This window comes from Sphingomonas sp. PAMC 26621 (assembly GCF_000251145.1).
GTDB lineage: Bacteria > Pseudomonadota > Alphaproteobacteria > Sphingomonadales > Sphingomonadaceae > Sphingomonas.
The window spans coordinates 25,571-45,810 of record NZ_AIDW01000061.1 but is presented as its reverse complement, the minus strand read 5'-3'; the positions used below and the strand labels follow the sequence as shown (position 1 = coordinate 45,810).

Here is a 20,240-nt window from a genome sequence, read left to right as displayed (position 1 = left end):
CTCTTACCGATCCCTGACCGGCAAAAATTACCTACCGGCAAATTATTCCCTGCCCCTCGTCCTATAATGAAAGGAAGGGGCAGAACCCCGATTGCAATAGCGGGGCCGATCTTGAACGGATTGCGGAACTTTATCGTACAACTCGGCACGCGCCGGTTGATGATCATGGCCGGAGTGGCCCTGGCGCTGCTGGGTGTGCTTGCCGCCGTGGCGCTCCGCGGCACATCTAGCGAAATGGGGTTTCTCTACACCGATCTCGAGCCGTCGGTCGCGCAGTCGATCAGCGCCAAGCTTACTGCGCAGAACGTGCCGTTCCAGCTTTCCGCCGACGGCACGTCGATCATGGCGCCGCAGGAAAAATTGGCGCAACTGCGAATGGCTATGGCCGGAGACAAATTGAGCGGCAAGGTCGGCTATGACGTGCTCGATGCAGAGGAACCGTTTGGCGTCTCGTCGTCGCGCGCCCGGATGAACGAGACACGCGCGATTGAGGGCGAACTTGAAAAGTCGATCCAGAGCCTCGATTCCGTCGCCCGCGCCCGCGTCCATATCGTCATGCCAGAGCGCGCGATGTTCTCAGCAGAATCGCGCAAAGCGACTGCTGGCGTTACGATCAAGACCAAGGGTCGCCTCCCGGCGAGCGCGGTGCAGGCTATCCGCTATCTGGTCGCGTCATCGGTACCGGAATTGTCCCCCGAACAGGTATCGATCGTCGACCAGACCGGCGCGCTGCTCGCGCGCGCGGGCGAAGCGGATGACGCCAGCGCCGGGCAGGCGGACGACCGCGAAACCGGCATCGAAGGGCGACTGCGATCGCAGATCGAGGCAATGCTCGAGCCGATCGTGGGTGCTGGCAGGGTCCGCGCCGAAGTTTCGGCACAGGTTGGCCGCGACCAGACGCGCGAGGAAACCAGCGTGTTCGACCCCGACAAGCAGGTGATCGGCCATCAGACTACCGTAGAAAGCGGCGACCAGAGCAACGAGAATGCGGCGGCGGCCGTGGGCGCATCGGTCGGCGCGCAGCTGCCGGAAGCACAAGGGCTCGGCGCAAACGGCGCACCAAGTGGTGACACTCGCAAATCGGCGCGTAACGAAACGTCGGAGGACACGACGTACGAGAACAGTCAGACCCACACCGTCACGGTGCGAGCGCCCGGTAAGCTTGCGCGGTTGACCGTCGCTGTGATGGTCGATGGCGGGAAGAAGGGCGTGCCCGCGCCCGAAATCGCGCGGCTGACACGGCTGGTGCAGAATGCGGTCGGTTTCGACGCCTCGCGAGGCGATAGCGTAATCGTGGAAAGCATGGCATTCGCCACCGCCGACCCACTCGCCGACAACAAGCCGGGCTGGTTCGCCTGGGCGTCGGGCGATCAGTTGTTCGGCCTGCTCAAACTGATAGTGATCGCAGGCGTCGGACTGATAGCGTTGAAGTTGTTGCGCCCCAAGGTCACCTTTGCGCAACAGGCCGAAGAAGCGCGCTCGCTGATCGCGCAGACGAGCGAAGCTCAGACGCTGGCCGCGCGAGCCGCGAGCGGCGACCCCGAGGCGCTGCTGCAGATCGACGCGATGCGCGAAGCTGGCGACGATACGGCCTTGCTCGACCAGGAGATCGCACTCGCGCAGGTCGACGGTCGGATCAAGATGTCGTCGCTCAAAAAGATCGGTGAAGCGATTTCGGAAAGCCCGGCCGAATCCGCTTCGGTGATCCGGCAATGGATGAACTCATGATGGAAGACTCGCCCATGGATATCGTAGCGCGTGACCTAATTCAGGCAAGCGAAGCCCCGGTAACGGAACATTTTCCCGAACTCGAGGACTTCGACAGCATCGCTGAGCCGGTTACGACAGCCGAGGCGGTCTCGAGCCTGCAGGCGGTCCATGACGTTCCCGTCACGGTGCAGGCTGTGCTGGGTCGCGCGCGGATCGCGATCGGCGCGTTAATGCAGCTCAAAGCCAATGCCGTGATCGAGTTGGATCGCCGGGTGGGTGAGCCAGTCGACATTTTCGTCAACAACCGCCTGATCGCGCGCGGCGAGGTTGTCCTGATCGAGAATGCGCTCGGCGTGACCTTGACCGAAATCGTCCGGCAGGAGCGCTGACGCGATGTACCCGACCGGAACTGTTCATCTTCTGCTGGTCGGCGCGCCAAACGGTGCGTTCCAGCTTGCTGCCGCAATGGCGCGCGACCTGGGCGCGCATGTCGTGCTCGCCGACAGCGCTGGCGATGCGCTTGCGGTGCTGCGCAATATCGGTTGCGATATCGTGATGATCGATGTCAATCAGGACGTCGCCGGGTTCATCACGCGATTGCGCTCGGAACGGATCGCGTTGCCGGTGCTGGCATGCGGGATCGACGCCTCGGCCGACCGCGCGGTAGCGGCGATTCGCGCTGGCGCACGCGACTATGTGCCCCTGCCGCCGCAAGCCGAGCTGATTGCGGCGGCGATCTTATCGGTTGTCCATTATGGTACGCGCATGGTCGGCAGCGATCCGGCCTTCGCGCGCGCCACCGCGCTCGGGCTCGCGATGGCGCCGTCGAGTGCGCCGTTTCTGATCGTCGGGCCCCCCGGCTCTGGCAAGGAGATGTTGGCGCGCACCGTGCACGGCGCATCGGGCCGGCCGGGGCGCTGTCTCGTCGTCAATTGTGCCAGTGGTACCGACGACATGCTCGAATCTGAACTGTTCGGCCATGCGCCAGGCGCGTTTGTCGGCGCAATCGCGCGACGGCGCGGCCGTATCGAGGAGGCAAGCGCCGGCACAATCGTGTTGCGCGACGTCGAGGCACTGTCCACCGCGCTACAGGTGCGCTTGCTGAGCTTGTTGCAGCATACGAGTAACGCGAGCGGCACTTCGGACTGCGCGCCCCTTGGCGCGCGCATAGTTGCTGCAACGCATACCGATCTTGACCTTGCGGTCGCTACGGGACGCTTCAACCCGCATCTTCTCGCGCGAATTGGGCTGGTGCGCGTCGTTGTGCCGCCTCTGCATGCGCGGACCGGCGACATCGTGCCGCTCGCGCACTATTTCGGCGAGCGCTTCGCGCTGGCCAACGCCCTGCCAGTGCGCGCGTTCGATGCCGCTGCCAACGCCATGCTGCAGCGGCACGCCTGGCCCGGCAACGTGCGCGAGTTGGAGGATACGATCCACCGAGCCGTCCTGCTCAATCGCCAAGAGTCGATCGGCGCGGAGGCGATCGTCACGGCGGACGGGAGTAGCCTTGCGGGCGATGCAGCGGCCGGCGCGAGTGAGGGGGAGGGGGATGGCGGACCGTTCGTCGCGCGCACGGTTGAGGATGTCGAGCGCGACCTGATTCTCAATACGCTCCGGCATTGTCGCGGCAACCGCACCTCCGCCTCGACCATCCTCGGCATTTCGGTGCGGACGATGCGCAACAAACTGCGCATCTTCATCGAGGCGGGCATCCCCGTCTCGCCGGCCGCGTGATCGGGCAGCGGCGATGACATTCAGCCTCGATGATCTCATGAAGCGCTTCGGCTTCGGCCGTGATCTCGCGCTGGCAGGAAGTGTCATCGCGATCATCGCGATGCTGATCCTGCCCCTGCCGGCATGGATGCTTGACATGGGGCTTGCCCTGTCGATCACCTTGTCGGTGATGATCCTGATGACCTCGCTGTTCATCGAGAAGCCGCTCGAGCTCTCCGCCTTTCCGACCATTCTGTTGATTGCGACGATGCTGCGGCTAGGTCTCAACCTTGCCTCGACCCGGCTGATCCTGTCGCATGGCCATGAGGGCGCGCAGGCAGCGGGCGGCGTAATCGGCGCGTTCGGTGAATTCCTGATGGGCGGCGAGCCGGTGATCGGCCTGACGATCTTCGCGATCCTGGTAGTGATCAATTTCGTTGTGATCACCAAGGGCGCGGGCCGCATCGCCGAGGTAGCCGCGCGCTTCAGCCTCGACGCGATGCCCGGCAAGCAGATGGCGATCGACGCCGATCTGTCGGCGGGCATGATCACCGAAATACAGGCGCGCGAACGCCGCAGCGAAATCGAAGCGGAGAGCGGCTTTTACGGCGCGATGGACGGCGCTTCGAAATTCGTGAAGGGCGACGCGGTCGCCGGCTTGCTGATCACCGGCATCAACATCGTCGTCGGGCTGATCATCGGCGTGGTGATCCACGGCGTGCCGATCGGCCAGGCATTCCATACCTATACGATCCTGACGGTCGGCGATGGGCTGGTCAGCCAAATCCCGGCGCTGATCGTCTCTACCGCGGCCGGCCTGCTCGTTTCGAAGGGCGGCATTGCGGGCAAGACCGGCAATGCGCTGGGTGTACAGCTCGGACGCTATCCTAAGGCGTTCGGCATGGTCGCGATCCTGATGGGGGGGCTCGCCATCATGCCGGGCCTGCCGTTCGTCCCGTTCGCCGCTTTTTCGGGCCTGAGCGGGTGGCTCGCCTGGAAGATGAGCAAGCAGGCCGACACCGCCGCCATCGCCGAGCGGATCGCTGACGCCGCCGCCGAGCGCCTTGCGCAACCGACCGACGAGCCGGTGTCGCGCACGCTGGCGATCGACGCGGTGCGGCTCGAGATCGGTTACGCGTTGCTGCCGCTGATCAACGATTCCAACGCCGAGCCGCGACTTGACGACCAGGTCCGCGCTCTGCGCCGGCAGATGGCGCTCGACTTCGGTTTTGTGCTGCCGTCGGTGCGCATCATCGACAATATGGCGCTTAAGGCCAACGAATATATCGTCTATATAAAGGAGACAGAGGCTGCGCGCGGCGAGATCCGGCTCGACAAATTGCTGGTGGTCAATGCCGGGGGCGGCAATCTCGGCATCGTTGGCGAGGAAACGCGGGAGCCCGTTTTCAATCTGCCAGCTTTGTGGATCGATCGCGCGCTGCGCGACGAGGCTGGGGTGCGCGGGCTGACAGTGGTCGATTGCGGCACGATCATCACGACCCACCTGACTGAGCTAGTGAAGGACAATATCGCGGACCTGCTGTCGTTCACCGAAACGCACAAATTGATCACCGAAATCCACAAGGATTCGGAGAAGCTGGTGGCGGAGATCGTGCCGTCGAAGATCTCAATCTCCGGGGTGCAGCGCATCCTGCAGAATTTGTTGTCGGAGGGCATTTCGATCCGCGACATCCCGACCATCATGGAGGGAATCGCCGAGGCGGCGCCGCTGAGCAGCAACATCGTCCAAATGACCGAGCATGTCCGCAGCCGGCTGGCACGGCAGATCTCAGCTCAGCAGACTAATGCCGGCGCGATCCCGATTCTGACGCTGTCTCCGCATTGGGACGCCGAATTCGCGCAGAGCATCATCGGTGTAGGCGACGACCGTCACCTAGCGATGGCGCCGTCGAGCCTGCAGGCGTTCATTGCTGCGGTGCGCGAAACCTATGATCGCCTCGCGGCGGGCGGGGAGATTCCGTGCATGCTAACTAATCCGGCGATTCGCCCGTTCGTCCGCTCGATCATCGAGCGCGTGCGTCCCGCGACGGTCGTGCTGTCGCAGAACGAAATCCACGCGCGCGCGCGAATTCGTGCGCTGGGAACGATCGGATGACCACGGGCTGTCCGCAACTCTACTATAATGCAGGGGTCGGGCCACGTGTCCGACGGAAAGGCTCTGCATGAACTGCGCCGTTGCCACGGGATCGCAATTAATATCCTACCCGCAAAGCGTCTTTGACGCGCCGGGAGCTTCCGGGTCGGGCAACTTCGCTTTGGCTGTCGATGCGGAGATGTCGACGTTCGTCGCTGCGGTGCCAGCTAGGGCTGTTAGCGCTGGCGCCTCCGAGCGCCTCGCGACGGTTGCGACGACTGCATTAGCTGGAATTACGCTTGCGCTAGACGACGTTGCGGTGCGATTGCCTGGAGCGGCCCCGGTCGCAACCGTGCTGGCTAATGCTGCTCCGCAAGGCACGGGTCGGATCCGGACATTTCGCGATGCGTCGGGTGCAAGCCCGACGCCTGTTGCCGTCCGTCCAGCCTTTGTTGCGGAGGCGACAGACACAGCGCTTTCCAATGTGAATCAGGCAGTTTCAAACCCCGCTTCTGCCGCAGAGAGCGGCCTCAAACGCGACTCTGTGGATGCGCCCGCAACATCGCGGTGGGATGGCACCACACCGCGCGGCGACGCAGCGCAGGTAGATCGAGACATGACCATGGCGCGGCCAATGGCACATCCGACGAAGAACAAGGCTCCGTCGCCCGGCTCGCAAACGCTGGTCCTTAATCCGGATGCCGCACTTGCCGAGTCAAGTGTGCTACCTGGGGTCCTTGCCGTGCAAATGGTTGCAACACCGCAAACGCGCGGGCGCGGTGCTATCGACGCGCCGTCGCGCACACCGCCATCGCCGATGCCCCAGGACGAACCCTCGCGCATGGCCGATGCCGTCGCGGCCCCGCTGGCCAAAGCTGCCGCTCCAGCGCTTTTGCATCCATTGATGTTGCAGCTTACGCAATTGCCGTCGCAGCAGCCCGCAGCGATGCCGGTGCAAACTACTTTGGCTACGGAATCGACCCATCCGGCGCACGTAGCGACCAAAGCCGCCGATGATGGCGCGATCAACGAGCAGGACGGCGCGCCCGATCCGGTCTCGCGCGATGCCGAGGCCGAGACGGGGGCGCTCGAACTGCCCCTAGCGCCGGCGCTCGCCGCTGCGTCGACAGCGGCAATAAGCGCCGCCGACGCTACTACGCCTCCGCTCGAACGGGCACTCATTGCTACGCCGCAACAGGCCGAGCGCCCCGACGGCCGACGCGAAGTCGTTGGTGCCAAAACCCCGTCGCGCGCAAGTACTGCCTCACAGGATCGCAAGCCGAGGGCCGCCATCGATCGCGTGGCAGCCGACACGGTGACGGACGCCAAAACGTTTAAAGCTCTCCCGGCTGATAGTGCCGACATCGATCCCGCGCCTGCGTTGTCGATCTCGACTACCGCCCCTGCGCCCTCTGACACGTCATTGCCAAAGGCGATCATGCACGACGCGACGCCCGGTGCGAAACAGCTCGCGACCGGACCGGCGGCGGAGCCGCTGGTCGTGGCCCGTCCGGGACTGATCGGCCACCAGGTCGGCGTGGAGATCGCGCGGTGCGTTTCAGCCGGTGGCGACGAACTCGTCGTTCGTCTGATCCCCGCCGAACTTGGCCGGATCGAGGTTCGCATGTCGTTCGACGAACGCGGCGGCCTGCGCGCGGTGATAGCCGCCGATAGTCCGGCGGCGCTCGAAATACTGCGCCGCGACAGCGCCGATCTTAGCCGCTCGCTGAGCGATGCGGGGGTGCGCAGCGACTCGCAGAGCCTGCATTTTCAGACCGACGGCGGCAATGGCGGCACCAACCATCAGCGCAGTCCGTGGCTCAATGCTAACCTGCGGACCGCGCGTGGAGCGAGCATCGGCACCACGGACGATATAGATCTTACGCCTTACCAACAGCTGCGCACCAGCGGCCGTTACGACCTCTTGGCATAGGAGCCCCTCAGCATGTCGATCCTTCCTATCACCACGACCGCCGCGACCCAGCCAATCCTCACCACGAAGGCGGCAACCGCGACGACGGCGACCGGCGCCGACTTCAACATGTTCCTCAAGCTGCTGACCACGCAAATGCAGAACCAAGATCCGCTGAGCCCGATGGACAGCACACAATATACCCAGCAGCTCGCGCAATATTCGCAGGTCGAGCAGACTGTCCAGCAGACTGGTACACTCAAGGATATCCTCGCACGTCTGTCGACGCAGGATATGTCGCAAGCTGCCGGCTTCATCGGTAAGGATGCGGTGTTTGCCTCCGCGATCTCTGGGCTCGGCACCACGGCAGCCAGTTGGAGTTTCGTAACCGACCGCGCGATGACTTCGGGCACTGCTACGGTCGCCGACGCATCAGGCGCGACAGTGCTCACGCGCGCGCTCGATGCGTCGGGCGGGACGGGAAGTTTTAACTGGAACGGCACGCTGGCCGATGGCAGCAAGGCGGCGGCTGGGGCCTATACGCTGTCGATCAAAGGCGTCGACGCGGCCGGTGCGCCTATGGCCGCGACGATCAACAGCACCGGTACCGTCAGTGACGTCACTGCCAAGAACGGCGTCCTGTCGCTCGGCGTCAACGGCGTACCGATGTCTATCGACACGCTGGTCCGGCTCGCTGCCGGGGCTTGATGCGGCGCGAACGGGCTGAAACAACTTTTGTATCTGCACCGCTCGACGAAGAAACTTTCTATAATGAAATAGGCACGAAGCGCTCCCCTCGCTTCGTGCCGACCAGCCAATGGTTGTGTAGTGTCCGGACAGGAAGAGCAGGCGATGATCGTTTTCTCTTCCTGTTTCGTTTTCTGCCCCTGCGCCTCAGCTTAGCAGGCTGATGCAAAAGGCCACGGTTTGGCTATGAAGGAGGTGTACTAGCCATTGTCGTAGGCGGTTTCGCCTTCGAGCCAGACATCGTCGCGCAGGTCGGCCGAGCCGGGAATGGTCACCATATCGCCTTCATCCGTACCATTCCAGTCGAAGTCCACCCCGTTGGGGGTGAATCGGCCGTCGATCGATACGCAGAGCGTCCCGAACGCCATTTCGCCGGTGTCATGGGCGTCGATGCGCAGGAAAGCCGGCCCGTACAGACCCAGATGGTCACCCGACCATGTTCCGCTCGCCACGATCAGCCATGTGCCGGCGAGGACGGCGCTGGCGATCATCACCCTGTCTCCAGTTTGGGACGGCTTACCAGGTTGTAGGCAGCGATCGTCAACGTGAAGGTAAAGCGCACGCGGGCCAGATCGCGGAACCGTGTCTTGCCCTATCCGGCTGCGGATTTAACCTAACACTTCTTCGATCCGTTTGCGGATACAAATACTTGGGTATATTCTGGATGCCGTCGTGCGACCGTCGATCGCGCAGCGCCGACCGCTCACATTCTGGGCAACATGCGGGGTGACGCAACGCTGCTAAGTTTTGGCGATGAAGTTGCGGGTGTCGTACGTGCGGCCGGCCGCCAGCGTAATCCGGCTGGCATCCAGGCGATCGACGTCGTCGAGCATCGCCACCACGGTCAACCGCTAAGCAAAGCTGGCGCTCGCGTCGTCTTCGCATCGACTGCGAGCTTGTTAAGGTTCTCCATCAAAAGGTGCCCATGTAAGCAAAGCCTGTCGCCTGCCCCTGGGCTCTTGCGATACGCATGCGCGTCCGGATCGGTGGTCGAGGCATGGGTGTCGTTGCTGCGCCTGGTGCCGCGGAAGTCGACCTCGAAATTGTGTCCGCCTGGGTCGTCCACGCGTGGTTGATCGGCGCCAGCATATTTCTGGGGACGAAAGCTCTTCATGCTGCAGCATCCCTCGATCAGCGTGCCGTCGACCGAGAAATGCTTGGACGACAGCAGCCCTCACCTGCGGGCGTGCCAAGATCATCAATAGGAAGCAGGCTGGGATCTCGCCCTCCAGCAACCGTTCGCGGTTCTTCGATAAGGTCGACCCACCCTACACCGGTCTATCGATGCCGAACCCGACGAACCAGCGGAACGACAGGTCGAAATCCAGCCGCTCCATCATCTACCGCTTCGAGCGGATCCTGTGGAAAAGCTGCAACAGCAGCGTGCACCACAACTTATCGGGCGCGATCGATTGCCGACCAATCCGCGAATACACCGCCTTCAGATCCGACCTGACGTCGGCCAACGCTTCGTTCATCAGACCACTGATCGCGCGAAGCAGATGACTTGCTGGCATCCGTTGCTCAGATCGACGTGAGAAAACAGCTTGCCGGATCGTTCGTCCGTCCCGCAAATCCATTTGCCCCTTTGACCGCGTCCTGCAACGATAAGTTATCTCACGCTGAGATAGCCAAACCCTTTTTCTATGGCTTCCTAGCCCAGGGTTGCGCAACCGCTGGTCACTCAGACGCGCTTCACTTCGTCCGGGTAAGGTGGTCTTTGTCATCGTGCCGAGCGTCTTAAGATTTGACGCGAGTGTAAATGTTCCGCGTCGCCAGCTTCGGTAGCGGTCAAGGCGCTTTGTCACTATCGTAACCGGGGGGCATTATGCACAAAGAGAGATGCGGCGGCTTACCGCTTGTCAGTGCCGTGCGGCGCTGCCCTTTGCCTGTCTGCGCCAATCTGTAGCCTAGTACGGCCGTCGCAACCTCAATCTTAGGCGGTGGGCTACGGAGGCTGTCGATCCAGAAATCGTCCATGATGCAGCCGGGCAGCGCGATCGGCGCGGTCATCGTTGCGATGCACTCGGTAATCGACGGATCCTCGCGCGATCCGATCACGTCGAGCGCATCGTTAAGTGTCATACCGGGGGCCGACAGCAGCCTCGCTGCCGCCGCGGCCCAAAGCGCCTGTGGGTCGGCAACCGCGATTGTATGATTAACGCGGTATTCCGGCTGTGACTGGTCCGCCAAACCGAAGGCCCGGTACGCTTCAGGCTCGTTGCCTTGTTCGAAGTCCATGCCAATCTCCCTTTTTATACAGCGCCAGCAGACCGGCCGCTTGATACCGGGGGCAATGCACAGCTTTGGGGGGCGTCAACCAGTAAGGAAAACCCCTTATTCAAGGCCTTATCCGAAGGCGACATCTTATTGCAGCTGATATGTCGACCGGCGGCCAAGTTCACGGGAATGCGCGATCACGACGGATAATTCCGCGTAAAGGCGATCCCAAAACTGAGGTGGAATTTCGAAGCGGGCGCGCGCGCCGGTCTGCGTCAGGACGAGCGACACGACGTCCCTATGACTCAGGCTGAAACGCGACGCGAACGCGCCATCGACGATTTCGTCGGGAATCGGATTTGGTAATGCTAGGCGTGCCGCCATGATATATCCGCACAGCACTTCCGCGCCATATCCGTCTAGCGCCGCTTGCGGATAGCGCGCCCGATCGGGGCGGTCGAACAGCACAATTGCTCCCGATGGGTGCGGTTCGACGCTGATTCGCAGGCGACAGCCGCCGGCATCGATAATTTCGCGAATTCTAGGAAACACCGCGCACTCCTCGAGCGAAATCTAGCTGCGCTCCTGTCGAGAGACGGAAAAGGCCGGGATGAACCCATCCCGGCCTTCCCATTGACCGCCCCGATACGCTGGGGCTGTCGCCAGTCCTTAACGGAAGAGCGACGTGATCGTCTGCGGCGCCTGGTTGGCGATCGACAGGGCCTGCACGCCAAGCTGCTGCTTGACCTGGAGAGCCTGAAGCTTCGCCGATTCCTTGGCCAAATCGGCATCGACAAGATTGCCGATACCCGAATCGATCGCGTCCGACAGCTTGCTGACGAACGAGGTCTGACCATCGATCTGACGCGATGCCGAGCCCAACGTGCTCAGTTTGGTCGCAATCGAGTCGGAATAGGCGCCAAGGGCGGTAGCGAGCGTCGCAGCGGTAGCTGCGCCGGTCGCGCCGGACAGGTCGAGCTTGGTGTCGTCAGGGGTAGCGCCAGAGGCACCAAACGCAGTGGTAGCGCCGCTTTCCAAATCGATGTTGGCAACATCGAGGGTCTGCGTCGTGTCAGTCGACAGCAGCGCCGATACCTTGCCGGTCGAAGCAGCATCGGTCTTAAGCAGGTTCGTACCGTTGAAATCCGAAGATTGAACGATCGAATTGATCTGCTTCTTCAGCGCTACAAGGTCGCTTCCGATTGCCGTCCGGCTCTTTACATCGATACCGGTGTCAGAAGCTTCGGTGGCCTTCGCCTTCATTTGGTTGACGAGGTCAGAAACCTGCTCCGCGCCGGTAACTGCAACGTCCACCGTGCTCTTTGCGCGGCCCAGCGACGACGTAACCGCTGACAGGCTACCCAGATCGCCACGCAGCTTTTGAGCCGTCGTGTATTTTGCCGAATCGTCCTTGGTCGATGACACGTTCAAGCCGGTAGTGATCCGGTTCGAAGTTGTGCTGAGTGCCTTGGCCGTTGCGTTCAGGCTCTGGAGTGCAGCCATTGCGCCATTGTTGGTGTTTACCGAAAGGCTCATGATAATTTCCTTCTTGGATATGAGACCGCTTCTGCGACCTGAGCCAGAAGCGCTGGCCCGCGGCGTCCCGGACTTCGTTCCGGCCCACACTCCATTGTGGAAAGAAATATTGGAGTAGCAAAACGGTCAAAGCACTTTATTGATGGTTCACGCGCGTTAACTATTGAAAAGCATGATGATCCTCAGAACGGGAAGAGGGCATCGTAGATTTGCTGCCCCCAGCGCGCCTGCTGCGCATCGGTCAGCTGCCCGCGGCCGCCATAGCTGATCCGTGCCTCGGCGATCTGGCTGTGCCGGATGCTGTTGTCGCGCGCGATGTCCTCGGGGCGCACCATGCCCGACACGACTAGTTCCCGCAGTTCAAAATTGACGCGGACTTCCTGCTTGCCGCGGATCAGGAGATTGCCGTTGGGCATGACCCCGACCACGGTGGCCGCGATCGTCATGTTGATCGTCTCGCTGCGGCTGGTGTTACCGGCACCGTTCGCGGTGGATGTCGAGCTGGTGTCGACCAGTTTAGCGGGATCGACCGCGCCGGGCAGCAACTTAGCAAGCGGCGCTTGCAGTCCCAGCAATGCCGCGACTCCCGATTTTTCGGTCCCGGCGCGGCTTCGCGTGGTGGTGTTGTCGACCGCCGCCTTGTCGGCGATGTTGATCTTTACGGTCAGGATATCCCCCACGCGCCCAGCACGCTGGTCGCGAAAGAAGGCGCCGCTGCCGGTGCGGAACAGCGACGCGCTGGGCGGCGGCGGCGGGGCGACCACCCCGGCGGCTGGACCCGCGCGATAGGCGGCACCTTGCAGCCCGAGCGAGGACTCGACCGACGGCGCGGCGATCTCCTCGGCCGGGGACAGTTTCGGCGCCTTTCCGACCGCCTTTAAATGGCCGACCGCGCCGCAGCCGGACAGCGTGGCTGCGACGAGCGCGAGAGGAACGATGATCTTCATGGGAATTTCCTCGGATTGGCGCTCAATGCGGTGCGACGCGAACTGTGCCGGTGCTTTCGACCACACCGTCGAGCGTGCGGTTGGTCGACAGGCTGACGATACGGACGAAGTCGCCGGCAGCGCCGCTTCCGAGCGCGCGGCCGGCGGTGGTGATGGCAAGGCCGCCGTCGCGCAGCGCGATCGTGATGGGCTCGCCGCGACGGACTAATTGCGGGCGGATCAGGTCGGAACTGCGCACGAGCGTGCCGGCGGAAAGAGCGCGGGCGGCCTCCATGCCGACCATCTCCTTGAGGCGGGGCGCGGCACGCGCCTGCAAGAGCGGCAAGTCCTGCGTGACGAAGTCGTAGGTAGTGAGCAGGTCACCCTTAGCGACGGCGTGGTCGAGCACCGGTACAGCCAGCGAAGCGGGCGCCGGAACGACGGCTTGGGTCCAGGCCGGCGCCGGGACGAACGCCACGGCGATCAGCACATGCACGATCAGCGGGCGCACGTCAGCGCAACTGGCTGGTGGTAGCGAGCATCTCGTCTGCAGTCTTCACGACGCGGCTGTTCATCTCATACGCACGCTGCGCGGTGATCAACGCGGTGATCTCGCTGACCGGATTGACGTTCGACGTCTCGATGAACCCTTGCGTCAGTGTACCGAACCCGGGCTCGCCCGGCGAGGCGACCGTGGCCTGGCCCGACGCTGCGGTCTCAAGGAAGTTGTTGCCGCCGAGCGCCTCGAGCCCGGCTTCGTTGACGAAGGTGGCGAGCTGCAACTGACCAATCGTTTGGGGTGCCGGGGTGCCTGACAGCGTGACCTGTACCTCGCCGGTTTTGGACACCGTCACCGCGACTGCGCCTTGTGGCACGGTGATGCCGGGCTGGACCGGATAGCCATCGGCGGTGACCAGCTCTCCCTGGTCGGACAGCTGAAACGAGCCGTCGCGGGTGTAGCCGGTGACGCCGCCGGGCATGGTGATCTGAAAGAAGCCCTTGCCCTGCATCGCCAAGTCGTAGGGATTGCCGGTCTGCGATAAGGCGCCCTGCTCAGCGATGCGATAGACCCCGCCGGTCTTGACGCCCGCGCCGATCTGAATGCCGGTCGGGAGCTTGGAATCGCTGCCAGATGCGGCGCCGGCGCGCGACACCGACTGGTAGAGCAGGTCCTGGAATTCGGCGCGCTGTCGCTTGAACGCGGTGGTGCTCATATTGGCGATGTTGTTCGAGATGACGTCGACATTGGTCTGCTGGGCTAGCATGCCGGTCGAGGCGATGGAGAGAGAGCGCATGGGATACCTTTCAAAGGAATAACGACGTCGAAGGAATGACGAGGTGGAAGAAATGATGGGAGAATCAGGGATCAGGTGAAACGTCCGAGCCGATCGATTGCGTTCTTGCGCATGTCGTCCATCGCCTGCGACAAGCGCTGGCTCGATTGGTAGGAGCGCAGGATCTCGACCATTGCCGTTGTTTCGACGATCGGCTGGACGTTCGATCCCTCGACCCCGCCGGACGTCAGCTTGGTGTCGACGGCTGCGAGAATCGCGCCGCCGCTCGCGGCCATCAGGCCGTCGCCGCGCGGCGTGACACCGCCTTCATCGGCAAAGACTGTCAGCGCGAGCCGGCCGAGCACGCCCTGTGGTCCCGAAATCGAGCCGTCGCTGGCGATGCTGAGATTGGACAATTGATCGGGTGGAACGTTGATCGGCTTGCCGGTGGCATCGAGCAGGCGCTGGCCGCCTGCGGTGGCGAGATCACCCGAGGGCAACACCTTGACGAACCCGGCGCGCGTATAAGCGGTGCCCCCGCCCGGCGCCTCGACCGCGAGATAACCGGGGCCGTTGATCATCACGTCGAGCGGATTTCCGGTCGCCTGGAAGGCACCCATCCCGGTGTCGTGGATCGCGCCATAATCGAGCACGTACGACGTTGAACTGGCCGAGCGCACCGACGTGTCTCCGCTTTGCTCGACATATTCGTGGAATACCGGCTGTTCGCGCTTGAAGCCAACGGTGCTGGTATTGGCCATATTGTTGGCGGTTACGTCGAGCCTGCGCTGCAGCGCCTGCTCGTGGCTCAACAGGACATAGGAGGAGATATCCATCCGTGATCGCTTCCAAAATTAATCGTCGCTTCCTGCGCACTAGGCAGAAGTTGCCGCCTGCTTGTCCTATATTAGAGGGGAAACGCAGCGACGACGTACCGAGCGTGCAATTTGCCGCATCGTACCCGAGCGAAAGGGAAGCCAGTGTCCGAAGCCGAGTCTGCAAGCGAGATCGTCGAGGAAGGCGCGACGCCGCGGATGGTGAAGACGCCACGCTTCAGCAAACGCCTGCTGATCATCGTGGGCGGCGCGATCGTGCTGCTGCTGATCGTGGTAGGGGTAGCCTTCTTCCTGCTGCGGCCAGCCGGTGGCGCCACGGTGCCCGCCGCCGACGCCAAGGCCGAGAGCCATGACGAAGACGGCGCCACCTATATCGATGCGCCCGCGATGGTGGTCAATCTGCGCGGTGCCGATGGGACTGCGCGCTTCCTCAAAATCCGCTTCACCTTCGTGCCCGCCTCGGCTGCGAAGGGTGCTTTGATCAAGTCCAAGCTACCGCTGATCGTCGACGCGTTCGAGCCCTTCCTGCGCGAGTTGCGGCCCGAGGATCTGGCTGGTTCGGCCGCAGTGTTCCGTATCAAGGAAGAAATGCTGGTGCGGGCGACCGGGGCGATGGGGCCGGGGGTGGTCAAGGACATCCTTATCCAGGATCTGATTCAGCAATGAGCGACGATGATTTCATGGATTTCGAGGTCGCCGCGCCCAACATGACGCTCGGCGACGGGGATGCCTTCGATCAGGCGAGCATTGATGCGATGTTCGGCGGCAACGAGCCGGTCGCAAAGAAGAGCGGGCTGAAGGCGGTGATCGAATCGCGCGTCATCAGCCATGAACGGCTGCCGATGCTCGAGGTGGTATGCGAACATATGGTGCGCAGCTTCGCCACCAGCATGCGCAACCTGACCTCCGACGCGATCGACGTCAGCCTAGACGAAATCACCTCAATCCGTTTTGGCGAATTCATGGGACGGCTGGCGTTGCCCGCGATGATCGGCGTGTTCAACGTGGTCGAGTGGGACAATTACGGCGTTATCACAGTCGAGTCGAGCCTGATCTACGCGGTGGTCGATGCGCTACTCGGAGGGCGGCGCGGTGGCGGGCCGATGCGCATCGAGGGGCGCGCGTTCACCACGATCGAGACGACCCTGGTGTCGAAGATGCTCGAACTGGCGCTGGCCGATTTCGCCGCCGCATTCGAGCCGATCGACCAGATCGGTATCGCGCTCGAGCGTGTCGAGACCAACCCGCGGTTCGCCGCGATCGCCGGCCCGACCAATATCGCCGCGGTCGCGACGTTCCGCGTTGATATGGAGGGCAGGGGCGGCAAGTTCAGCATTCTGCTTCCCTATGCGACGATCGAGCCGGTGCGTGAAAAGCTGCTCCAGCGCTTCATGGGCCAGAAGGTCGGGCGCGGTAATATCTGGGAAGAGCATATGGCGACCGAATTACTCAAGACCGAGGTGTCGGTCGATGTCGTGCTCGGCGAGAAGGTGATGCGGCTCGAGGATGTTCGCGGCTTTGCCGTCGGACAGACCATCGCGCTCAACACTGCGCCCGACGATGCGCTCGCAATCCAGTCCGGCGGGGTGCCGATGGGGCGCGCCCAGATCGGGCAGCGCCGCCATAATGTCGCGGTCCGCTTGCTTTCCGACATGTTCAAGGACCTACCGCAATGACCTTCTCGACCCTTACAGATGTCGTCACCATCCTGTTTTGCAGCGCCGTACTGGTGCAGAGCGTTCGGCTGATCCGCTGTTTGCAGGCGGTGAAGGGCGCCGGGTTCGCCGATATGGTCGCCGCGCTCGACACGTCGACCATCCAGGCTAAGCGCGTGCTGGCCGACCTGCGCGATACACTTCACATCGATTGCGTGGCCAATGCCCGCGTCATCGCGAGCGGCGAGGCGATGCGCGAAGAACTCACCGTGATGGCGGGGATCGCTGACGCGGTTGCGGAACGGATCGTCGACGCGGTCGGCAAGAGCAACGCCCAATCCCACCCCGAGGTCGCGTCCGCGCCCGTTGCCCCGCCCCCGCCCCCGCCCAGGGCGGCGACCAAGCCGGCGGCAAAGCGTAAAGGCGGACCACGAGCGACCGCGCCGGAAGCTGTGGCATGAGCGGCAAGCCCTCGCTGCTGGCATTCACCGCGATCGCCGCGATGCTCTCCACGGTAGCGCACGCTATGACCGCGGCGTCACCCGACGTGCCGGCGACACGGCTGGGCACTGCGATCCAGCAGGACATGGCGACCCGCGACCAGTCGTCCGCGCGCCGCAACCGTGCGCTGGCGCTGCGCGAACAGGTCGCCAAAGCAGCCGAGGAGCGCATCAAGGCTGATCTGCGCGCGCGTCAGGAACAGGCCGATGTCGCGGCGACGGCGACGACAACGCCTGGCCGCACGGCGGAAGGCGCGCAATACGACAACCTCGCGCGGATCTATCAGGCGATGAAGCCGGCCAAGGCGGCGGTCGTGCTGGAACAGCTCGATATGGATGTGCAGATGAAGGTGGCGCAGCGCATGCGCGAGCGCTCTACCGCCATGATCCTCGCTGCGATGACGCCGAGCGGCGCGGCCGACCTTAGCATGTCGCTGGCGCGCAAGGCGCCGAAGAAGAAGGACGTGCCAGTGTTGCCGGCGCGGTCCGCCGCGGGAGCACTCGCGGCCAAGCCGACGTCGCGCTCTGCTCCTTAGTCTACCGCGGAAACCTCGACGATAAGAATTTCGGCAATTCCGGCATCCTCTGCACGCAGAGCCGTCGTCAGGGCGGCGCGCAGTCGAACGGCATCTACGGGGGTGCGCGTCGAGGCGTAGAGCCGCGAGAATTCGATCGCGCCCGCCACCGATACCGCACGCAATGCCGGAGCGCGCTTCGTCAGCCGCGCCAAAGCGGTCGCATCGGCGGCGGCGAGCACGAGCTTGAGGTGGAGCGCGCCATCGAGCCGATCCGAACCGACAATCGGCACGATGATCGGCGCCATCGCAACGAGTTGTGGCGTCCCTTGGGGCGAGAGAGTGCTATTGGCGGCGCTTGCGGTCCACGCCATCGCCGCAAGCGGCAGCAACGCGAGGCGCTTCGAGAGGATATGCGCGATGACGAAACTCCATACGTCCGCGCCGGCCAATCGCGCGGCGCTCATCCTATAATAGAGGGCAAGGCCCGATACTTCAGGAACTATGGATGAGCAGAGACCAAAAACCGCGCCGTTCCGTAATGGTCGAGTCCGCGCCCGACCTGCCCAACACGGGCGCCGGAGTCACCGGCGCCACCGGCGTTGAAGCCACCGGCGCGCTGGCGCCGCCCGACGAACCCAAGCTGCACGTGTTGCTTTTCTCTATCGTGTTCCTGCTGGCTTGCGTCGCAGGCGCGTTCGCAATCGCGCTGGTTCCGATCGGCGGGATGTTTTGACACGCGTACGCATTGTGCTGGCGGCGTTCGCGCTGCTGGCCACCGCCTCTGCGCCGAGCGCGCCGCCGGCCGGCGCCGAACCGGCGAGTGTGGACGATGCCGGCGATGCCACGGCCGACGCGGATGCGGCAGCAACCGACGTCGCCCCGCCGCGGGTGCGGGCGACGTCCGGACTGCCGCGTTTTGCCCCGCAACTTGCCAATTTGCCCACCATTACCGGCCTCAACGGATGGCGTTTTACCGGGCAGGTCGAGGGCTGGGCCGGCCTGATCGCCGCACGGCCAGTCACGCGGCAGGCGGCGCGCTGGGCCTATGCGACCCACCAGGTCGCGCTTGGCCGTGGAGCGGAGGCGGTCGGTGCGCTGGAGGTTATGCGGCAGGACGATCCTGACCTCGCTCTGGTGCCCTCCTATCAGCTTGCGCTTGGCGCCACGCTGACGCTGCTGAACCGGCCGGCGGCTGCGGTGGCAGCCCTGGCGGGCGAGGGCCTGCAATCTAACCCCGAGGCGTGCGCCTGGCGGATGCGTGCGCTGGAGCAAGCCGGTCTCGGCGGGCTGGCGCTCGCCCAGTTCCGCTGCGCGCTCCCGGCGCTGAACGGTCGTGCGGTCAAGGAACGCGCGCCGTTCCTGCTCGCCGCCGCGCGCGGCGCGATCGCTGTCGGGCACCCGGCCCTGGTCGGGCAATTGCTCGGCACCCTCCCCCAGGCCGACCCCGCCGCCACCGTGCTGCGAGGCCGCGCCTTCTTTTTGCTGGGACAACGCCCGCAAGGTCAGTTACTGCTCAAGCAAGCGCGCCAGACTGGCAATCGCGCGCAACGCCTCGACGCCGAACTCACTTTGATCGAGGACCGCGCGCAAAACGGCACCCTCGCTGCATCAGATACCGCGCGCTTGCGGCAGATCCGTTTCATTTGGCGAGGCGACGCTATCGAGATGCGCGCGCTGCAACTGAGCTATGCCGTAGCGCTACGCACCCATGATGTACTCGCGACGCTCGAAGCGGGCGCGACGATTTTCCGCTATTTCAACGGGGGCTCCGACCGCGCGGCGCTGACTGCGGCGCTGCAGCAAACGCTGACCGCCGCGCTCGCGCCGGACAATGTGATGCCGCTGGACCGCGTTGCCGGCATGTACTGGGAGTATCGCGACCTGTCGCCGGCCGGTGCTGCGGGTGACTTACTCGTGGTGCAGCTTGCCGACCGGTTACAATCCGCCGGCCTGTACGAACGCGGTGCCGAACTGCTCGACCATCAGTTGCGCGTGCGCACGCGCGACGTGGCGCAGGGGCCGTTATCGGCGCGGGTCGCGTCGTTGTTCATTCTGGCGGGCACGCCGGCGCGCGCGCTTGCGGCTATCCGCGATACTGAGGCGAACGCCTATCCCGACGACATGCTGTGGGCGCGTCATCGCGTCGAAGCGGTTGCGCTCGATCAGTTGGGTCGCACCAACGAGGCGCTCGCCGTGCTGCAGGACGTGCCCGATGGCGAGGCGATCCGCGGCGAGCTCAACTGGCGTCGGCACGACTGGAAGGCACTCGCCGCCGCCATGCCGCCCGCGCCGGGCGGCGCGCTGACCGATGTCGCGCAGGCGCGGATCCTGCGGCTCGCCGTCGCGCTTGCGATGCTGGGGCGCGAGGGCGACCTTGCACGCCTGCGCGTGCAATATGGGGCGGCCTTCGCCAAGCTACCCACTGCGCCCGCTTTTGCGGCGCTGACTGCCTCGGTCGGTTCGGTCGACCCGGCCACGGTCAGCGCGGCGATGGCGGCGATTCCGTCCGCCAGCCCGGCCGGCGGTATTGCCGACCTGATCGATACCGCGCCGCAGGTGGCGGAGACGGCAAGCAGTTCCTGAGGAATTGAGGACGTG

21 protein-coding genes and 1 pseudogene are annotated in these 20,240 nt (G+C 63.9%); 12 read left to right on the top strand and 10 right to left on the bottom strand.

Translation table 11 applies throughout. From position 1 onward, the window contains the following. Positions 1-159 precede the first annotated feature (159 nt). The 6 genes from fliF to RI03_RS21265 all read left to right on the top strand — a co-directional run bounded on the left by fliF (position 160) and on the right by RI03_RS21265 (position 8,138). Positions 160-1,728 (top strand): flagellar basal-body MS-ring/collar protein FliF, encoded by a 1,569-nt coding sequence (fliF, locus tag RI03_RS21290; RefSeq protein ID WP_010219821.1) that lies wholly within the window; start codon positions 160-162, stop codon positions 1,726-1,728. Further along, the gene (gene fliN, locus RI03_RS21285; RefSeq protein ID WP_443208570.1) at positions 1,728-2,099 is read left to right on the top strand and encodes a flagellar motor switch protein FliN; all 372 of its coding nucleotides are present in this window, start codon (positions 1,728-1,730) and stop codon (positions 2,097-2,099) included. The genes fliF and fliN overlap by 1 nt, the downstream gene beginning before the upstream one ends. Positions 2,100-2,103: 4 nt before the next feature. Next, positions 2,104-3,444 carry a sigma-54-dependent transcriptional regulator gene (locus RI03_RS21280; RefSeq protein ID WP_010219819.1) on the top strand — a complete coding sequence of 447 codons (1,341 nt, stop codon included), beginning with the start codon at positions 2,104-2,106 and terminating at the stop codon, positions 3,442-3,444. Between the two features lie 13 nt (positions 3,445-3,457). Further along, positions 3,458-5,539 (top strand): flagellar biosynthesis protein FlhA, encoded by a 2,082-nt coding sequence (flhA, locus tag RI03_RS21275; RefSeq protein ID WP_010219817.1) that lies wholly within the window; start codon positions 3,458-3,460, stop codon positions 5,537-5,539. 67 nt (positions 5,540-5,606) lie between these two features. Then, on the top strand, positions 5,607-7,451 hold the full coding sequence (locus RI03_RS23190; RefSeq protein ID WP_081504322.1) for a flagellar hook-length control protein FliK: 1,845 nt from the start codon (positions 5,607-5,609) through the stop codon (positions 7,449-7,451). 12 nt (positions 7,452-7,463) lie between these two features. Next, positions 7,464-8,138, top strand: coding sequence for a flagellar hook assembly protein FlgD (locus RI03_RS21265; protein WP_010219815.1), 675 nt, complete (start codon positions 7,464-7,466; stop codon positions 8,136-8,138). A 239-nt stretch (positions 8,139-8,377) separates the two neighbouring features. On the opposite strand, the gene RI03_RS21260 is transcribed toward RI03_RS21265, so the two are convergent. From RI03_RS21260 to RI03_RS21220, 9 genes and pseudogenes are all read right to left on the bottom strand, one after another. After that, a complete protein-coding gene (locus RI03_RS21260; RefSeq protein ID WP_010219814.1) occupies positions 8,378-8,668 on the bottom strand; it encodes a hypothetical protein in 291 nt (96 codons plus the stop codon). Further along, a pseudogene (locus RI03_RS21255) lies at positions 8,668-9,753 on the bottom strand (transposase). Before RI03_RS21255 ends, RI03_RS21260 begins: the two are co-directional and overlap by 1 nt. 215 nt (positions 9,754-9,968) lie before the next feature. Further along, positions 9,969-10,418 (bottom strand): hypothetical protein, encoded by a 450-nt coding sequence (locus tag RI03_RS21250; RefSeq protein WP_010219810.1) that lies wholly within the window; start codon positions 10,416-10,418, stop codon positions 9,969-9,971. 126 nt (positions 10,419-10,544) lie between these two features. Further along, positions 10,545-10,865 (bottom strand): hypothetical protein, encoded by a 321-nt coding sequence (locus RI03_RS21245; protein WP_010219809.1) that lies wholly within the window; start codon positions 10,863-10,865, stop codon positions 10,545-10,547. Between the two features lie 201 nt (positions 10,866-11,066). Continuing rightward, the gene (locus tag RI03_RS21240; RefSeq protein ID WP_026046954.1) at positions 11,067-11,933 is read right to left on the bottom strand and encodes a flagellin N-terminal helical domain-containing protein; all 867 of its coding nucleotides are present in this window, start codon (positions 11,931-11,933) and stop codon (positions 11,067-11,069) included. Positions 11,934-12,115: 182 nt separating this feature from the next. Next, positions 12,116-12,880, bottom strand: coding sequence for a flagellar basal body L-ring protein FlgH (gene flgH, locus RI03_RS21235; protein ID WP_010219804.1), 765 nt, complete (start codon positions 12,878-12,880; stop codon positions 12,116-12,118). 22 nt (positions 12,881-12,902) lie between these two features. Continuing rightward, positions 12,903-13,370, bottom strand: a complete 468-nt coding sequence (gene flgA / locus RI03_RS21230) for a flagellar basal body P-ring formation chaperone FlgA (protein WP_010219802.1) — start codon at positions 13,368-13,370, stop codon at positions 12,903-12,905. A gap of 1 nt (position 13,371) precedes the next feature. Further along, positions 13,372-14,154: a flagellar basal-body rod protein FlgG gene (flgG, locus tag RI03_RS21225; protein ID WP_010219799.1), complete on the bottom strand. Its 783-nt coding sequence runs from the start codon at positions 14,152-14,154 to the stop codon at positions 13,372-13,374. Between the two features lie 71 nt (positions 14,155-14,225). Beyond that, positions 14,226-14,969 (bottom strand): flagellar hook-basal body complex protein, encoded by a 744-nt coding sequence (locus RI03_RS21220; RefSeq protein ID WP_010219798.1) that lies wholly within the window; start codon positions 14,967-14,969, stop codon positions 14,226-14,228. A gap of 144 nt (positions 14,970-15,113) precedes the next feature. Between RI03_RS21220 and RI03_RS21215 the strand changes: the two genes are divergently transcribed. Genes RI03_RS21215 through RI03_RS21200 form a run of 4 tightly spaced genes read left to right on the top strand, consistent with a single transcriptional unit; the run spans position 15,114 to position 17,660 of the window. Continuing rightward, entirely contained in the window at positions 15,114-15,635 is a 522-nt protein-coding gene (locus tag RI03_RS21215) for a flagellar basal body-associated FliL family protein (RefSeq protein ID WP_010219797.1), read from the top strand. Then, positions 15,632-16,645 carry a flagellar motor switch protein FliM gene (gene fliM, locus RI03_RS21210; RefSeq protein WP_010219796.1) on the top strand — a complete coding sequence of 338 codons (1,014 nt, stop codon included), beginning with the start codon at positions 15,632-15,634 and terminating at the stop codon, positions 16,643-16,645. Before RI03_RS21215 ends, fliM begins: the two co-directional genes overlap by 4 nt. After that, positions 16,642-17,085, top strand: coding sequence for a hypothetical protein (locus RI03_RS21205; RefSeq protein ID WP_010219794.1), 444 nt, complete (start codon positions 16,642-16,644; stop codon positions 17,083-17,085). Before fliM ends, RI03_RS21205 begins: the two co-directional genes overlap by 4 nt. Next, entirely contained in the window at positions 17,082-17,660 is a 579-nt protein-coding gene (locus RI03_RS21200) for a MotE family protein (RefSeq protein WP_010219792.1), read from the top strand. Before RI03_RS21205 ends, RI03_RS21200 begins: the two co-directional genes overlap by 4 nt. Here RI03_RS21200 and RI03_RS21195 read toward each other — a convergent pair. Continuing rightward, on the bottom strand, positions 17,657-18,106 hold the full coding sequence (locus tag RI03_RS21195) for a hypothetical protein (protein WP_010219790.1): 450 nt from the start codon (positions 18,104-18,106) through the stop codon (positions 17,657-17,659). The genes RI03_RS21200 and RI03_RS21195 overlap by 4 nt on opposite strands. A 74-nt stretch (positions 18,107-18,180) precedes the next feature. On the opposite strand from RI03_RS21195, the gene RI03_RS21190 reads away from it, so the two are divergent. Together RI03_RS21190 and RI03_RS21185 are read left to right on the top strand one after the other, a co-directional pair. After that, a complete protein-coding gene (locus tag RI03_RS21190) occupies positions 18,181-18,375 on the top strand; it encodes a hypothetical protein (RefSeq protein ID WP_010219789.1) in 195 nt (64 codons plus the stop codon). Next, the gene (locus RI03_RS21185; RefSeq protein ID WP_138995797.1) at positions 18,372-20,225 is read left to right on the top strand and encodes a hypothetical protein; all 1,854 of its coding nucleotides are present in this window, start codon (positions 18,372-18,374) and stop codon (positions 20,223-20,225) included. Before RI03_RS21190 ends, RI03_RS21185 begins: the two co-directional genes overlap by 4 nt. Positions 20,226-20,240: the final 15 nt, after the last annotated feature.

Excerpts from the sequence above, each read along its gene's own strand:
- fliF (WP_010219821.1), top strand. The coding sequence starts at position 160 with ATGATCATGGCCGGAGTGGCCCTGGCGCTGCTGGGTGTGCTTGCCGCC.
- fliN (WP_443208570.1), top strand. The coding sequence starts at position 1,728 with ATGGAAGACTCGCCCATGGATATCGTAGCGCGTGACCTAATTCAGGCA.
- RI03_RS21280 (WP_010219819.1), top strand. The coding sequence starts at position 2,104 with ATGTACCCGACCGGAACTGTTCATCTTCTGCTGGTCGGCGCGCCAAAC.
- flhA (WP_010219817.1), top strand. The coding sequence starts at position 3,458 with ATGACATTCAGCCTCGATGATCTCATGAAGCGCTTCGGCTTCGGCCGT.
- RI03_RS23190 (WP_081504322.1), top strand. The coding sequence starts at position 5,607 with ATGAACTGCGCCGTTGCCACGGGATCGCAATTAATATCCTACCCGCAA.
- RI03_RS21265 (WP_010219815.1), top strand. The coding sequence starts at position 7,464 with ATGTCGATCCTTCCTATCACCACGACCGCCGCGACCCAGCCAATCCTC.
- RI03_RS21260 (WP_010219814.1), bottom strand. The coding sequence starts at position 8,668 with ATGATCGCCAGCGCCGTCCTCGCCGGCACATGGCTGATCGTGGCGAGC.
- RI03_RS21250 (WP_010219810.1), bottom strand. The coding sequence starts at position 10,418 with ATGGACTTCGAACAAGGCAACGAGCCTGAAGCGTACCGGGCCTTCGGT.
- RI03_RS21240 (WP_026046954.1), bottom strand. The coding sequence starts at position 11,933 with ATGAGCCTTTCGGTAAACACCAACAATGGCGCAATGGCTGCACTCCAG.
- flgH (WP_010219804.1), bottom strand. The coding sequence starts at position 12,880 with ATGAAGATCATCGTTCCTCTCGCGCTCGTCGCAGCCACGCTGTCCGGC.
- flgG (WP_010219799.1), bottom strand. The coding sequence starts at position 14,154 with ATGCGCTCTCTCTCCATCGCCTCGACCGGCATGCTAGCCCAGCAGACC.
- RI03_RS21220 (WP_010219798.1), bottom strand. The coding sequence starts at position 14,969 with ATGGATATCTCCTCCTATGTCCTGTTGAGCCACGAGCAGGCGCTGCAG.
- fliM (WP_010219796.1), top strand. The coding sequence starts at position 15,632 with ATGAGCGACGATGATTTCATGGATTTCGAGGTCGCCGCGCCCAACATG.
- RI03_RS21205 (WP_010219794.1), top strand. The coding sequence starts at position 16,642 with ATGACCTTCTCGACCCTTACAGATGTCGTCACCATCCTGTTTTGCAGC.
- RI03_RS21200 (WP_010219792.1), top strand. The coding sequence starts at position 17,082 with ATGAGCGGCAAGCCCTCGCTGCTGGCATTCACCGCGATCGCCGCGATG.
- RI03_RS21195 (WP_010219790.1), bottom strand. The coding sequence starts at position 18,106 with ATGAGCGCCGCGCGATTGGCCGGCGCGGACGTATGGAGTTTCGTCATC.
- RI03_RS21190 (WP_010219789.1), top strand. The coding sequence starts at position 18,181 with ATGGTCGAGTCCGCGCCCGACCTGCCCAACACGGGCGCCGGAGTCACC.